Annotated in this window: 9 protein-coding genes; 6 read left to right on the top strand and 3 right to left on the bottom strand. The window is 64.4% G+C overall.

What is annotated here, in order from left to right; translation table 11 throughout:
- Positions 1–519 precede the first annotated feature (519 nt).
- Both ABC383_RS00045 and ABC383_RS00040 read right to left on the bottom strand, forming a co-directional pair.
- Complete coding sequence (locus ABC383_RS00045; protein ID WP_413010814.1) at positions 520–1,383, bottom strand: CheR family methyltransferase; 864 nt, start codon at positions 1,381–1,383, stop codon at positions 520–522.
- Entirely contained in the window at positions 1,368–8,186 is a 6,819-nt protein-coding gene (locus ABC383_RS00040) for a HAMP domain-containing protein (protein ID WP_413010812.1), read from the bottom strand. The genes ABC383_RS00045 and ABC383_RS00040 overlap by 16 nt, the downstream gene beginning before the upstream one ends.
- Before the next feature lie 266 nt (positions 8,187–8,452).
- On the opposite strand from ABC383_RS00040, the gene ABC383_RS00035 reads away from it, so the two are divergent.
- The 5 genes from ABC383_RS00035 to ABC383_RS00015 all read left to right on the top strand — a co-directional run bounded on the left by ABC383_RS00035 (position 8,453) and on the right by ABC383_RS00015 (position 11,650).
- Positions 8,453–10,075: a response regulator gene (locus tag ABC383_RS00035; RefSeq protein ID WP_413010810.1), complete on the top strand. Its 1,623-nt coding sequence runs from the start codon at positions 8,453–8,455 to the stop codon at positions 10,073–10,075.
- Positions 10,072–10,464, top strand: coding sequence for a hypothetical protein (locus ABC383_RS00030; RefSeq protein ID WP_413010808.1), 393 nt, complete (start codon positions 10,072–10,074; stop codon positions 10,462–10,464). Before ABC383_RS00035 ends, ABC383_RS00030 begins: the two co-directional genes overlap by 4 nt.
- Positions 10,461–10,718 carry a DUF5985 family protein gene (locus tag ABC383_RS00025; protein WP_413010806.1) on the top strand — a complete coding sequence of 86 codons (258 nt, stop codon included), beginning with the start codon at positions 10,461–10,463 and terminating at the stop codon, positions 10,716–10,718. The genes ABC383_RS00030 and ABC383_RS00025 overlap by 4 nt, the downstream gene beginning before the upstream one ends.
- Positions 10,711–10,986 carry a DUF5985 family protein gene (locus tag ABC383_RS00020; RefSeq protein ID WP_413010804.1) on the top strand — a complete coding sequence of 92 codons (276 nt, stop codon included), beginning with the start codon at positions 10,711–10,713 and terminating at the stop codon, positions 10,984–10,986. Before ABC383_RS00025 ends, ABC383_RS00020 begins: the two co-directional genes overlap by 8 nt.
- A 139-nt stretch (positions 10,987–11,125) precedes the next feature.
- Positions 11,126–11,650, top strand: coding sequence for a glycine zipper 2TM domain-containing protein (locus ABC383_RS00015; RefSeq protein ID WP_413010802.1), 525 nt, complete (start codon positions 11,126–11,128; stop codon positions 11,648–11,650).
- Between the two features lie 27 nt (positions 11,651–11,677).
- Here the strand turns inward: ABC383_RS00015 and ABC383_RS00010 are convergent, their stop codons facing one another.
- Positions 11,678–12,031 carry an aminoacyl-tRNA synthetase gene (locus tag ABC383_RS00010; protein ID WP_217343943.1) on the bottom strand — a complete coding sequence of 118 codons (354 nt, stop codon included), beginning with the start codon at positions 12,029–12,031 and terminating at the stop codon, positions 11,678–11,680.
- 195 nt (positions 12,032–12,226) lie between these two features.
- Between ABC383_RS00010 and ABC383_RS00005 the strand changes: the two genes are divergently transcribed.
- Positions 12,227–13,738 (top strand): hypothetical protein (locus ABC383_RS00005; RefSeq protein WP_413010800.1); only part of this gene is annotated, 1,512 nt, incomplete at its 3' end.

Genomic DNA, 13,738 nt, shown 5'->3' with positions numbered 1-13,738 from the left:
CCGGCTTGTCTCCACGGCAGTGCAGCCGCATTGCGTCACCCGGCAACGCCCGGGCAGCACTGTCGTCTTCGCTTTTGACGTTTGTCGGCAAACTTCAGACTTCAAACTTCAACTTCAAAAGCAACTGCTGCTTCGCAGTGACGTCTTTCCGCCGGGTGAAACAACGCGAAAGCACTATCGTCATGACCAAGCCGGGAGTTCGCCCCGGCGGGCGACCTACTTCTTTTGCTTCGCCAAAAGAAGTAGGCAAGAAAAGGCGACCCGGTGATCGCGCCCTCGCTGCGCGAGGGTCCCCGTGCCGTCGATGCATGGAGCGGGGCGCGGCTAAACTCGCCAAGCTTCGCTTGACTCAAACAGACGCCGCACCTTTTCCCGCTCCACGCACCGACGTCACGGCGCGCTCAACGGGACTTAAAAGCAACGGCAACTTCAAAAGCAACCGCAACCGCAACCGCAACCGCAACTGTCGCTGCGCGTACGTCAAAAGCAGCCGCAACGACAGAGCCCCTATACCCCGCCCTAACTTATCCGCCGATACAACCCCGAATCCGCATGTATCGCCCTGAAATCCACATCATTCGGCAAATGATTCAGCGCATCGGCCGGATGCACGCTAAGGTAGCCAAACACCGCCAGGCTTTCATGGAACAGCCGCAGCGCGCGCTGCCGCAGTACTGGCTGCAGGTCGGACAGCGCGCCACGGCAGATGATCAGCTGGAATTCGTTGAAGGTGGCGTCGGTGGCCAGGTTGTACTGCGCCCAGATGATGTTCCTGCCCAGCTCGGGACGGAAGGACAGGTTGCCCTCCGCATCCGGCTCGCCGCTGACCAGGTAATCGGCAAGCGTGTGGCGGCCGCCGCTGCGCAGGTAGTTCTGCTGGTAACGGCCCAGTTCGCTGGCCGGGAAGCGGCCGGTGCGGGCGGCGTCGAGCATGGCTTCGCTGGCGGCGGTGGCGAACAGCAGGGTCTTGTCGTAGAAGCCCTCTTCCCGCAGCAAAATGGCCAGGGTGTAAACATCCTCGGCGCCGCTGCATTCGGACACCCAGACCCGCGCCACCGGACAGGAACGGAGCCACGGCCCCAGCGTCTGGCGCAGCAGCGCAATCCGGGCCGGGTCATCGAACAGGGCGGCCGGACGCAGGCACAGGCAGCGCAGCAGTTCGACGCCGAGCGCCTGGTCATGCAGCACCTCGGCCTGCACCGCCGACAGCGAGGCCAGGCCGCGGCGGCGCATGAAGGCCACCAGGCGCGGGCGCAAGGCCGCGTGCTCCATCTCGCGCAGGTCGGTGCCGTACATCCGGTACAGCGCCTCGAGCAGCAGTTCGGTCTCGATCTCCTGTACCGTGCTGACCGCGGCCGGCACGGTGCTCACCGGGACAGCCATACACGCATCAGCGACAGCAGCTGGGAGACGTCGACCGGCTTGGTGATGTAGTCGGACGCGCCGGCGGCAATGCACTTGTCGCGGTCGCCCTTCATCGCCTTGGCGGTCAGGGTGATGATGGGCAGCGACTTGAACTGCGGGATGTTGCGGATCGCGCGCATGGTGTCGTAGCCATCCATCTCCGGCATCATGATGTCCATCAGCACGATCTCGATCGACGGGTCCTGGCGCAGCAGCTCGATGCCGTCACGGCCGTTCTCGGCGAACGACACCGCCATGTCCTGCCGCTCCAGCGCCGTGGTCAGCGCAAAGATGTTGCGCAGGTCGTCGTCGACGATCAGTACCTTGCGCCCGGCCAGGCCGCTCTGCGCCGCATGCACCTCTTCCAGCATCTTGCGCTGGAACTCCGGCAGCCGGGCCGGCGAGCGATGCAGGAACAGCGCGGTCTCGTCCAGCAGGCGCTCGGGCGAACGGGCGTCCTTGATCACGATGGTCTTGGCTACCCGGCGCAGCCGCGCCACTTCCTTGCGGTTCAGGTCGCGCGCGGTGTAGATCACGATGGGCGTGCGCCGCATGTCCTCGTCCTGGCTGACCGCGTCGAGCAGCGAGAAGCCGTCGATGTCGGGCAGCGTCAGGTCCAGCACCGCGCAGTCGAAGCGGGCATTCTTCAGCGCCGCCAGCGCCTTTTCGCCCGAGTCCACCGCGGTGATGTCGAGGTCTGCATCGCCGATCAGCTCGACGATGCGCTGGCGCTGCACAGCGTCGTCTTCCACCACCAGCAGGCTGGGCTTGCTGCGCACCAGGAACTGCTGGATGCGGGTGAATTCCTCGTCCAGCCGCTCCGCCGGCACCGGCTTGACCAGGTAGGAAATGGCGCCCTGGCGCAGGCCGCGCTCGCGCTCGTTGATGTGCGACAGGATGTGCACCGGGATATGCCGGGTGGACGGGTCGCGCTTTAAGCGTTCCAGCACGGTGAAGCCATCGGTGTCGGGCAGGTCGATGTCGAGCATGATGGCGGTGGGCAGGTAGTCGCGCGCCAGCGTCAGCGCCGAGTCGCCGTGATAGGTGACGATGCCCTTGAAGCCCTTTTCTCGGGCAAGGTCGAGCAGCTGCTTGGCGTAGTGGATGTCGTCCTCCACGATCAGCACGGCGGCGTCGCCCGGCGCGACGGTGTTCCTGTCGTCGCCCGATTCATGGCCGAGATACAGCGCCGGATTGTCCGCCGCCTGCACCGCCTCGAGCAGCTGCGCCGCCATGCGCGCAGCCTGCGTGCTGGCCTGGCTGCTGGCGTCCGCAGGCTCGGCCGGCAGTTGCCTGAACTCGGTATAGCCCTTGCGGTGGTAAGGCAGGTAGAGCGTGAAGGTGCTGCCCGCGCCCACCGTGCTGGTGACGCGGATCTCGCCGCCCAGCAGGCGAGACAGTTCGCGGCTGATCGACAGGCCCAGGCCGGTGCCGCCGTACTTGCGGGCGGTGCTGCCGTCGGCCTGCTGGAAGGCTTCGAAGATCAGCTGCAGCTTGTCAGCCGGGATGCCCACGCCGGTATCGGTGACGGCGAATGCCAGCACCGCGTCGGCGGTGCGCAGCAATGCATGGTCGGCGCTCCAGCCCGATGCCACCAGGCCGATATGCAGCGTGACCTGGCCGCGCGCGGTGAACTTGAACGCGTTCGACAGCAGGTTCTTCAGGATCTGCTGCAGGCGCGTGGTATCGGTCATCAGCGAGGATGGCAGCTGCTCGTCGAGCTTGATCTCGAAGCTGATCTGCTTGGCCTCGGCCATGTGGCGGAAGGTACGCTCGACGAAATTGGCCAGCTGCGGGAAGCGGAATTCGCTCATCTCCAGCGTCACCGTGCCGGACTCGATCTTGGACAGGTCGAGAATGTCGTTGATCAGGGTCAGCAGGTCGGTGCCCGAGCCGTGGATGGTGCGGGCATATTCGACCTCGCTCAACGACAGGTTGCCGTTCGGGTTGTCGCGCAGCTGCTGCGCCAGGATCAGCAGGCTGTTCAACGGCGTGCGCAGCTCGTGCGACATGTTGGCCAGGAACTCGGACTTGTACTTCGATGACAGCGCCAGCTGGGTCGCCTTCTCCTCCAGCGCCAGCTTGGCCTGCTCCACCTCGCGGTTCTTGCGTTCCACCTCGATGTTCTGTTCCGACAGCAGCCGCGCCTTCTCCGCCAGCTCCATATTGGTCTGCTGCAGCTCCTGCGCCAGGCGCTGCGACTGGGTCAGCAGCGACTCGGTGCGGCTGTTGGCCTCGATGGTGTTGAGCACCACGCCGATCGATTCCATCAGCTGGTCGAGGAAGGACAGATGGGTGTCGGTGAAGCGGTCCAGCGAGGCGATCTCCACCACCGCTTTCACCTGCTGCTCGAACAGGATGGGCAGCACCACGATATTGCTCGGCGGCGCCGCGCCCAGGCCGGACGAGATCTGGATATAGTCGCGCGGCACGTTGGTGAGCCAGATGCGGCGCTTCTCGATGGCGCACTGCCCCACCAGGCCTTCGCCCGGCCCGAAGGACGTGGGCAGCTTGCGGCTGGAACGGTAGCCATAGCTGGCAATCATCTGCAGGCGCGGCGGCTCGGTCTGCGCATCCATCATGTAGAACACGCCATGGTGGGCCGACACCAGCGGCGCCAGTTCGGACAGGATCAGCCGGGTCACGGCTTCCAGGTCGCGCTGGCCCTGCAGCAGGCGGGTGAACTGGGCCAGGTTGGTTTTCAGCCAGTCCTGCTCGGCATTCTTCTGCGTGGTCTCCTTCAGGTTGCGGATCATCTCGTTGATGTTGTCCTTCAGGTCCGACACCTCGCCGCGCGCTTCCACCTGGATCGAGCGCGACAGGTCGCCGCGGGTCACCGCGGTGGCCACCTCGGCAATCGCGCGCACCTGGGTGGTGAGGTTCGCCGCGAGCTGGTTGACGTTCTCGGTCAGGTCCTTCCAGGTGCCGGAAGCGCCCGGCACGCTGGCCTGGCCGCCCAGCTTGCCTTCCACGCCGACCTCGCGGGCCACCGTCGTCACCTGGTCGGCGAACACCGCCAGGGTGTCGGTCATTTCATTGATGGTGTTGGCCAGCGCCGCGATCTCGCCCTGCGCCGCCACCGTCAGTTTCTTCTTCAGGTCGCCGTTGGCCACCGCGGTCACCACGCCGGCGATGCCGCGCACCTGGGCGGTCAGGTTGGCCGCCATGAAGTTCACGTTCTCGGTCAGGTCCTTCCAGGTGCCGCCCACGCCCTTGACCTGCGCCTGGCCGCCCAGCTTGCCCTCGGTGCCCACTTCACGCGCCACGCGGGTCACTTCCGATGCAAAGGAACTGAGCTGGTCCACCATCACGTTGATGGTGTCCTTCAGCTCCAGGATCTCGCCCTTCACGTCCACCGTGATCTTCTTCGACAGGTCGCCGTTGGCCACCGCCGTGGTCACCTCGGCGATGTTCCTCACCTGGCCCGTCAGGTTCGACGCCATGAAGTTCACGTTGTCGGTCAGGTCCTTCCAGGTACCGGAGGCGCCCGGCACATTGGCCTGTCCGCCCAGCCTGCCCTCGGTGCCCACTTCGCGCGCCACCCGGGTCACTTCGGAGGCGAAGGAACGCAGCTGGTCCACCATGGTGTTGATGGTGTCCTTCAACTGCAGGATCTCGCCGCGCACGTCCACCGTGATCTTCTTCGACAGGTCGCCGTTGGCCACCGCCGTGGTCACGTCGGCGATGTTACGCACCTGCGAGGTCAGGTTGCCGGCCATGGAGTTGACCGAGTCGGTCAGGTCCTTCCAGGTGCCGGCCACGCCGGGCACGTTGGCCTGGCCGCCGAGCTTGCCCTCGGTGCCCACCTCGCGCGCCACGCGGGTCACCTCGGAAGCAAACGAGCTCAACTGGTCCACCATCACGTTGATGGTGTCCTTCAGTTCAAGGATCTCGCCCTTCACGTCTGCGGTGATCTTCTTCGACAGGTCGCCGTTTGCAACAGCCGTGGTCACCTCGGCGATGTTCCGCACCTGGCCCGTCAGGTTCGATGCCATGAAGTTCACGTTGTCGGTCAGGTCCTTCCAGGTGCCGCCCACGCCCTTCACCTGGGCCTGTCCGCCCAGCTTGCCTTCGGTGCCCACTTCACGGGCCACACGGGTCACTTCGGATGCGAACGAGCTGAGCTGGTCCACCATCACGTTGATCGTATTCTTCAGCTGCAGGATCTCGCCCTTGGCATCGGCGGTGATCTTCTTGGACAGGTCGCCGTTCGCCACGGCGGTCGTCACGTCAGCGATGTTCCTCACCTGTCCCGTCAGGTTACCGGCCATCGAGTTGACCGAGTCGGTCAGGTCCTTCCACGTTCCCGCCACGCCCGGCACATTCGCCTGGCCGCCGAGCTCGCCTTCGGTGCCCACTTCACGCGCCACGCGGGTCACCTCCGAGGCGAAGGAACGCAGCTGGTCCACCATCACGTTGATGGTGTCCTTCAGCTCCAGGATCTCGCCCTTGGCATCGGCGGTGATCTTCTTGGACAGGTCGCCATTCGCCACCGCAGTCGTCACGTCGGCGATGTTACGCACCTGGCCCGTCAGGTTGCCGGCCATGGAGTTCACGTTGTCGGTCAGGTCCTTCCAGGTGCCTGCCACGCCGGGCACGTTGGCCTGACCGCCGAGCTTGCCTTCGGTGCCGACCTCGCGCGCCACGCGGGTCACTTCCGATGCGAACGAACTCAGCTGGTCCACCATCACGTTGATGGTGTTCTTCAGCTCCAGGATCTCGCCTTTCGCGTCGGCGGTGATCTTCTTGGACAGGTCGCCGTTCGCAACCGCCGTGGTCACGTCGGCGATGTTACGCACCTGGCCCGTCAGGTTGCCGGCCATCGAGTTCACCGAGTCGGTCAGGTCTTTCCAGGTGCCCGCCACGCCCGGCACATTGGCCTGCCCGCCGAGTTCGCCTTCAGTGCCGACCTCGCGCGCCACGCGGGTCACTTCGGAAGCAAACGAGCTGAGCTGATCCACCATCACGTTGATGGTGTCCTTCAGTTCAAGAATCTCGCCCTTCACGTCCACCGTGATCTTCTTCGACAGGTCGCCGTTCGCAACAGCCGTGGTCACCTCGGCGATATTACGCACCTGGCCCGTCAGGTTCGATGCCATGAAGTTCACGTTCTCGGTCAGGTCCTTCCAGGTGCCGCCCACGCCCTTCACCTGTGCCTGTCCGCCGAGCTTGCCCTCGGTACCCACTTCACGCGCCACGCGGGTCACCTCGGAAGCAAAGGAACTGAGCTGGTCCACCATCACGTTGATCGTGTTCTTCAGTTCCAGGATCTCGCCTTTTGCGTCGGCGGTGATCTTCTTCGACAGGTCGCCGTTGGCAACGGCAGTGGTCACGTCGGCGATGTTACGCACCTGGCCCGTCAGGTTGCCCGCCATCGAGTTGACCGAGTCGGTCAGGTCTTTCCAGGTGCCCGCCACGCCGGGCACGTTGGCCTGGCCGCCGAGCTTGCCCTCGGTGCCCACTTCACGGGCCACGCGCGTCACCTCGGATGCAAAGGAGCTGAGCTGGTCCACCATCACGTTGATGGTGTCCTTCAGTTCCAGGATCTCGCCTTTCGCGTCCGCAGTGATCTTCTTGGACAGGTCGCCATTCGCAACCGCGGTGGTCACGTCGGCGATGTTACGCACCTGGCCCGTCAGGTTGCCGGCCATCGAGTTGACCGAGTCGGTCAGGTCCTTCCAGGTGCCGGCCACGCCCTTCACCTGCGCCTGGCCGCCCAGCTTGCCCTCGGTGCCGACCTCACGCGCCACGCGGGTCACTTCCGATGCAAAGGAACTGAGCTGGTCCACCATCACGTTGATGGTTTCCTTCAGCTGCAGGATCTCGCCGCGCGCATCGGCCGCGATCTTCTTCGACAGGTCGCCGTTGGCCACGGCGGTGGTCACCTCGGCGATGTTCCTCACCTGGCCCGTCAGGTTCGACGCCATGAAGTTCACGTTATCGGTCAGGTCCTTCCAGGTGCCGCCCACGCCCGGCACATAGGCCTGTCCGCCCAGCTTGCCCTCGGTGCCCACCTCGCGCGCCACCCGGGTCACCTCGGAAGCGAAGGAGCGCAGCTGGTCCACCATGGTGTTGATGGTGTCCTTCAACTGCAGGATCTCGCCGCGCACGTCCACCGTGATCTTCTTCGACAGGTCGCCGTTGGCCACCGCCGTGGTCACGTCGGCGATGTTACGCACCTGCGAGGTCAGGTTGCCGGCCATGGAGTTGACCGAGTCGGTCAGGTCCTTCCAGGTGCCGGCCACGCCGGGCACGTTGGCCTGGCCGCCCAGCTTGCCCTCGGTGCCTACCTCACGCGCCACGCGGGTCACTTCGGAAGCAAACGAGCTCAACTGGTCAACCATCGTGTTGGCGGTGGCCGCCGCGCGCAGGAACTGGCCTTCCAGCGGCCGGCCGTCCACATCCAGCGACATGGTCTGCGACAGGTCGCCCTTGGCCACCGCGCCGATGACGCGCGCCATTTCCGTGGTCGGCCGCACCAGGTCGTCGATCAGGGTGTTGACCGAATTGACGATCGTGCCCCAGCCGCCCGATACATTGGCCGCAGTTGCGCGCTGCAGCAGCCGTCCCTCACGGCCCACTGTCTGGCTGACGCTGGCGATCTCCTGCGCCATCAGACCGCTGTTCTCGATAATGTCATTCAGCGTATCGGCAATCTTGCCATCCAGGCCCGTCAGGTCGGTCGGCATACGCACCGAGAAATCGCCTTTCTTCAGGGCCGTCAGGGCGGCCAGCAACATCTTGCGGTCGAGGTCGTGCGGGAAATCGGTAATGGCATGCATGTGGGTTTGTCTCCAATGAACTTTGACATTCTCCATTGGCGCTGATAGCCTTGCAAGCTGTTTTGTTGCCTAAAGAAAACTTACTGTTATGACCGTTTGAATACCGGTGGTAATTAACAAGAAGAAACAATATCGGCAGGATTCATTGCATTGGGATAAACCGCGTTCATGCAGTACGGGCAAAATGAACCCCCGACACTCTCAGCCATTCCGGTCTATCAGGGCCGCTCCCTATCCAGGCATTTTCATTTCACCAGGGCAAACCCGTGCAAAAACCCGATAAGCCCAAGATCCTGATCGTCAACGATGACCCGGCCAGCCTGTTCGCCCTGGACAGCCTGCTGGCGCGCTGGTCGGAGGATAACGGCTGCGAGGTGCATACCGCGCGTTCGGGCGAGGAAGCATTGCGCCAGGTGCTGCAGCACGATTTCGCCGTCATCCTGCTCGACGTCAACATGCCTGGCATGGATGGCTTCGAAACCGCGGAGGCCATCCATTCCCGCCCGCGCTCGGCAGCCGTGCCCATTATCTTCATTACCGCTTACCTGGCCGACGAGATGCACCGGCTCAAGGGCTACGAAAAAGGCGCGGTCGACTACCTGTTTACGCCGGTGATCCCGCAAATGCTGCAGGCCAAGGTGGGCGTGTTCGTGGCGATGGCGAAGAAGACGCTGGAACTGCAGAGCCAGACCGCGGAACTGCGCAAGCGCACCCATGAACTGTCCGCCGTGAACAAGCGCCTGGAACTGGAAAAGCGCGAACGCGAGGCTGCGGTCATGCAGAACAAGGCCAAGGACGAGTTCCTGGCGATGCTGGGCCACGAGTTGCGCAATCCGCTGTCGGCCATCAGCAGCGCGGCCACCCTGATCGGCCTGGAAGGCGTGAGCATCGAGGCGGCGCAGCGGGCGCGGCAGATCATCGGCCGCCAGTGCCAGCACCTGAGCCACATCGTCGACGACCTGCTCGACCTCGGCCGGGTGATGTCGGGCAAGATCCTGCTCGAGCGCAAGCAGTTCGAACTGGCCGCAATGCTGCATACCTGCATGGAAACCCTGGCAGCCACCGGCCGCACCCGCGGCTACGAAGTGAACATACAGTCCGATCCGGTCTGGATCGATGCCGACCCGACGCGGGTGGAGCAGATCATCACCAACCTGCTCGACAACGCGCTGAAATACACGGCGCCGGGCGGCAGGATCGATGTCTTGGTCGGCGCACAGCGGCACCAGGCCATGCTGGAAGTGCGCGATACCGGCGTGGGCATCGGCCCTGACCTGCTGCCGCATGTGTTCGACGTATTCGTCCAGGGCGAAAGCTCGCTCGACCGGGCGCAGGGCGGCATGGGCATCGGCCTGGCGCTGGTCAGCCAGCTGGTCAGGCTGCATGACGGCAACATCGAAGCCCATAGCGAGGGCGCTGGCTGCGGCAGCCGTTTCACGCTGCGCCTGCCAAGGGTGGAGGCGCCCTCGGACATGCTGGCGCCAGCCGGCGCAAAACAGGCGGCGCAGGCCGAATGCAGCGCCCTGATCGTGGAAGACAATGCCGATGGCCGTGAAATGATGGCCATGCTGCTCGACTCCTTCGGCACCCGCGTGCTGCAGGCGGCCGACGGCGCCGAAGGCCTGGAACTGGCGCTGGCGCACCGGCCCGACATTGCGCTGGTCGACATCGGCCTGCCCGGCATGGATGGCTATGAAGTCGCGCGCCGCATGCGCGCCAACCCGGCAACCTGCCACATCAGGCTGGTTGCCCTCACCGGCTACGGCCTGCATGAAGACCAGCAGCGCGCGCTGCAGGCGGGCTTCGACCTGCACCTGGTCAAGCCGGTGCCGCCGGAACGGCTGCGCGAGGCGATTGCCTCCTGCATGAACATTGTTGTGAACGGATGAAGCAGGAAGTACTGACAGACGACCTCCGGCGGTTCATCTTTTCGATCCCGTCGATTCCGCACCTGGAAGCGATCCTGCTGATGCGTCGCGAGGCCGGGCGCTGGGACGCCGCCCGGCTGGCGCAGCGGCTGTACCTGCCCACCGAGCGCGCGGCCGCCCTGCTGGCCGACCTGGCGGCGGCGCACATCTGCCCCCAGGCCGACGCCGCCGCGCCGGCCTGGCGCTACCAGCCCGCCACCGATGAACTCGATGCGCTGGTGGGCAGCCTGGAGCGTTACTACAGCCAGAACCTGATTGAAGTCACCAACATGATCCACGCAGGCAGCCGGCGCCATTCCCGGATCCAGGAATTTGCCGATGCCTTCAAGTGGGGAAAGAAAAAGCCATGATCCAGACGATCATCTATGGTTTGTGCGGCCTGACTTCGCTGCTGTCGGCCGTGCTGCTGTGGCGCGGCTACCGCGCCAGCCGCTATCGACTGCTGATGTGGAGCGCGCTGTGCTTTACGGGCCTGACGCTGGCGAATGTCGCGCTGATGATGGACAAGCTGTTCTTTCCCAGTATCGACCTGCTCCCGCTGCGCCTGGGTTCCGGGCTGGTCGCGCTGCTGCCGCTGCTCTACGGACTGATTACGGATGAATGAATACACCAGCACCAGCCTGATGACCATCGGCGCCATCGCGGCGCTGTCGTTCGTGATCGGCTGCTTCTTCCTGCGCTTCTGGCGCGTCACCCGCGACCGCTTCTTCCTGCTGTTCGGCCTGTCGTTCTGGATCGAGGCGGTCAACCGGCTGCTGCAGGGCGCCGTGCCGGCCTGGCGCGAGGACACGCCGGCCTACTATCTGGTGCGCCTGCTGGCCTATGGCCTGATCCTGTACGCGATCATCGACAAGAACCGGCGCCGCGACTGAGACCGGGACCGGCGCCGGCCCAGCGCGTGCGCTGTCCTGTTACAAGTTTTCACAGATGAAACAGTCGCTGCCTAGCAACTGAGTTCGCTCAACGTTAATCTGTGCTCATACCGAACTTCGGTGCAGACCAGGAGCGATGATGCAGACAGTACAGACCACCAACAAGATCCACCCCCTGATGGCCGGCGCCGCTGCGTCGGTCATGCTGGTGAGCCTGGTGGGCGTGGCCGCGATGACCGGCCTGCTGCCCGACTCGCACGGCGAGGCCAAGCAGCTTGCCAGCGCCGCGCCCGTGGTGGAAAAGGCCGTGGCGCCCGAGCCGGAAACCCGGCCTGCGCCGCAGCCGGTGGCGAAAAAGACCGTGGTCAAGCCGGCCGTGCAGCACGCCAGCACCCAGCGCTACGCCCAGGCCGGCAGCTACCAGCAACCGGCGTATCAGCAGCCTACCTACCAGCCGGCCTATCAGCCAGCTCCGCCGCAGCAGCCTTCGTACCAGCAGTCTGCGCCGCAGATCAGCCCGGTCGGCATTGCGGCCGGCGCCGTGCTCGGCGGCGTGCTGGGCAACCAGGTGGGCGGCGGCAACGGCAAGAAACTGGCGACCGTCGCCGGCGTGATCGGCGGCGGCTATGTCGGCAACGAAGTGGCCAAGCGCTACGGCTACTGATCCCTGACGCCGCAAGCCAACAAGCGTTCAGTGCCGCGGCTTGCGGTGTTCCAGCATGTGCACCACGGCCTTGACCACCGCGTACATCAGCGCATGCTGGCGGTCCGGATAGTCGTCCGGATGCACCGACACCGGCCCCGCATGCACGCAATGCGCATGTGAAGCGCCGGCCTCGCGGTCGAAGCGGATATCGATCTCGTATTCGGCGATCAGCGGCGCGCAGGCGGCCCAGTCGCGGGTCCATTTCGGCATGGCGGTGGTGCCGTCCCACAGCGTGCCGGCATCCTCGTAAAACTCTTCCACCTTGTGGCCCAGCAGATGGGCCAGTTGCCGCTCCCTGGCAACGCAGCTGCGGAAGTATTCCTCATCGCTCATCAGCATCGTGGTCTCCTTGATCGGCCTGCGGATCTGTCCATGCGTATTGCTCTCATTGTAGGAGCGGCCGGTCGCATCCACCCCGCGCGCCGCGAACCCAAGCGACCTGCGTCAATGCCGCGGGAGCCCTCCGCCCGGCAATATCGAACCAGGCGGCCGGGTCCGCGACTAATGGCGCTTGTCCTTGACCAGAGAGCGCCCATGCACACCTCCCCTGCCTCATCAGCCATCCGGACTGCCACGCCGAGTCCGCTGGAAGAGATGCCGCCAGACATCTTCCGCCGGATCGTGGTGACCCATATTTCCCTGCGTGAAGGCCGTGCCATCACCAGCCTTGCCTGCGTGAGCCGCGCCTTCGCGCAACGAATGACGCCGCATATGGCGCCGCTAGCGCTCAGGCTCTATCGCACGCTGGGGAACGCCATCCAGGGCTCGCGGGCGGCGGCGCTTCACGACTGCATGGGCACGCTGTACGAACTGCCCCAGGTCAATCCGGCGCATCGGCTGGAACTGTTTCTGCTCGTGAGCGCCACGCTGAATCACCACTTTCCCGGTACGGCGATCACGCCGCATATAGGCACGATGCTGGCCAGCCTGCAGCACCTGGAAAGCAAGAATCAGGCAGAAGCATTGCTCAGTCTTGTTCAGACCCATCACACTAGCCTGTTTTGCGGCACGAAACAGCAGTTCGCGGACATGGCCAGCCGGGTCGGCGCATTGCAGCCATGCCTGGCGCAGTACAAATTAGCCATCATTCTGGAACCCGAGATCTCCGGCCATATCGGCCCGGAGTTTCCGGAACGAGTGCAGGCTTTCCTCTCCATGTGCATGCGGCTGCAGCCTGGCTACAGGACCAAGGCCCTATGCCATACCCTGTGGGGCATCGCCCTCTGCGGAAGAGAAAAGGCTTATCCGGGCAGGTATGGCTTTCCCGACGATGACCAACAGATGAAGCACAACAAGGGCGCGCTTTTATGGGGCCTGCATGGCTGCCTGCAGTCCCTGCCGATGCGGGACATGCCGGTCGAAAAGCAGGTACTGCTATTGGGAAAGGCCTTGATCATGCCCGTTCTTCTCGATGATGTGGCAGAGGGCGACAAGATGGCGATCAGCCTGCTGCGGATGATTCCATCGGAGTACGGCGAGTTTTACTGGAAGCGCAACGCGGAGTACCGGGAGGTTTTCGGTGACCTTGTCGAAAGCATGCTGAAACAGGTATTCGAACGCGACCCCAGGCACAGCATCCACCGCTTCCAGAGCCTCTACCAGGCCATGGCGCATCTGCCATCGACATCGCAGATTTACTGGATGCGCGACATCGTCCTTGACCGCGCCAGGCGGGGCGAGGATGGCGTCACACTCGCCCTGATCGTCGCCACCGCGCAGGCAGCCCTGCAACTGAGCCCGGCCCAACCAGAACTCAAGCCGCTCTACGACCTGTTCGCCTTATGCCTTAACCCGGCGCCGCTTTGCAAGTCCCATTCTTACCCGCCGGTGAAACCCCCGGCGGTCGATCCCTCCGCACAGGCTGCCTACATTCAGCGCTTCGATGCCAGGTGCAGCGAACTGATGGAGCTCCTGCAGAATGTCGCTCCCGATACGGCCGGCAAGCTGCTTGCCGGCATCAACGGCGCCTATCAGGAATACAGCCCCCTGCGCGAGATGCTTCCGTCCCCGGGCGCGCTCAAGGAGGAACTGTACGGATGCTTTCTG

This window comes from Noviherbaspirillum phoenicis, assembly GCF_047237965.1.
GTDB lineage: Bacteria > Pseudomonadota > Gammaproteobacteria > Burkholderiales > Burkholderiaceae_D > Noviherbaspirillum_A.
The sequence above is the reverse complement of the archived record's forward strand: the minus strand, read 5'-3'. Positions and strand labels throughout refer to the sequence as shown.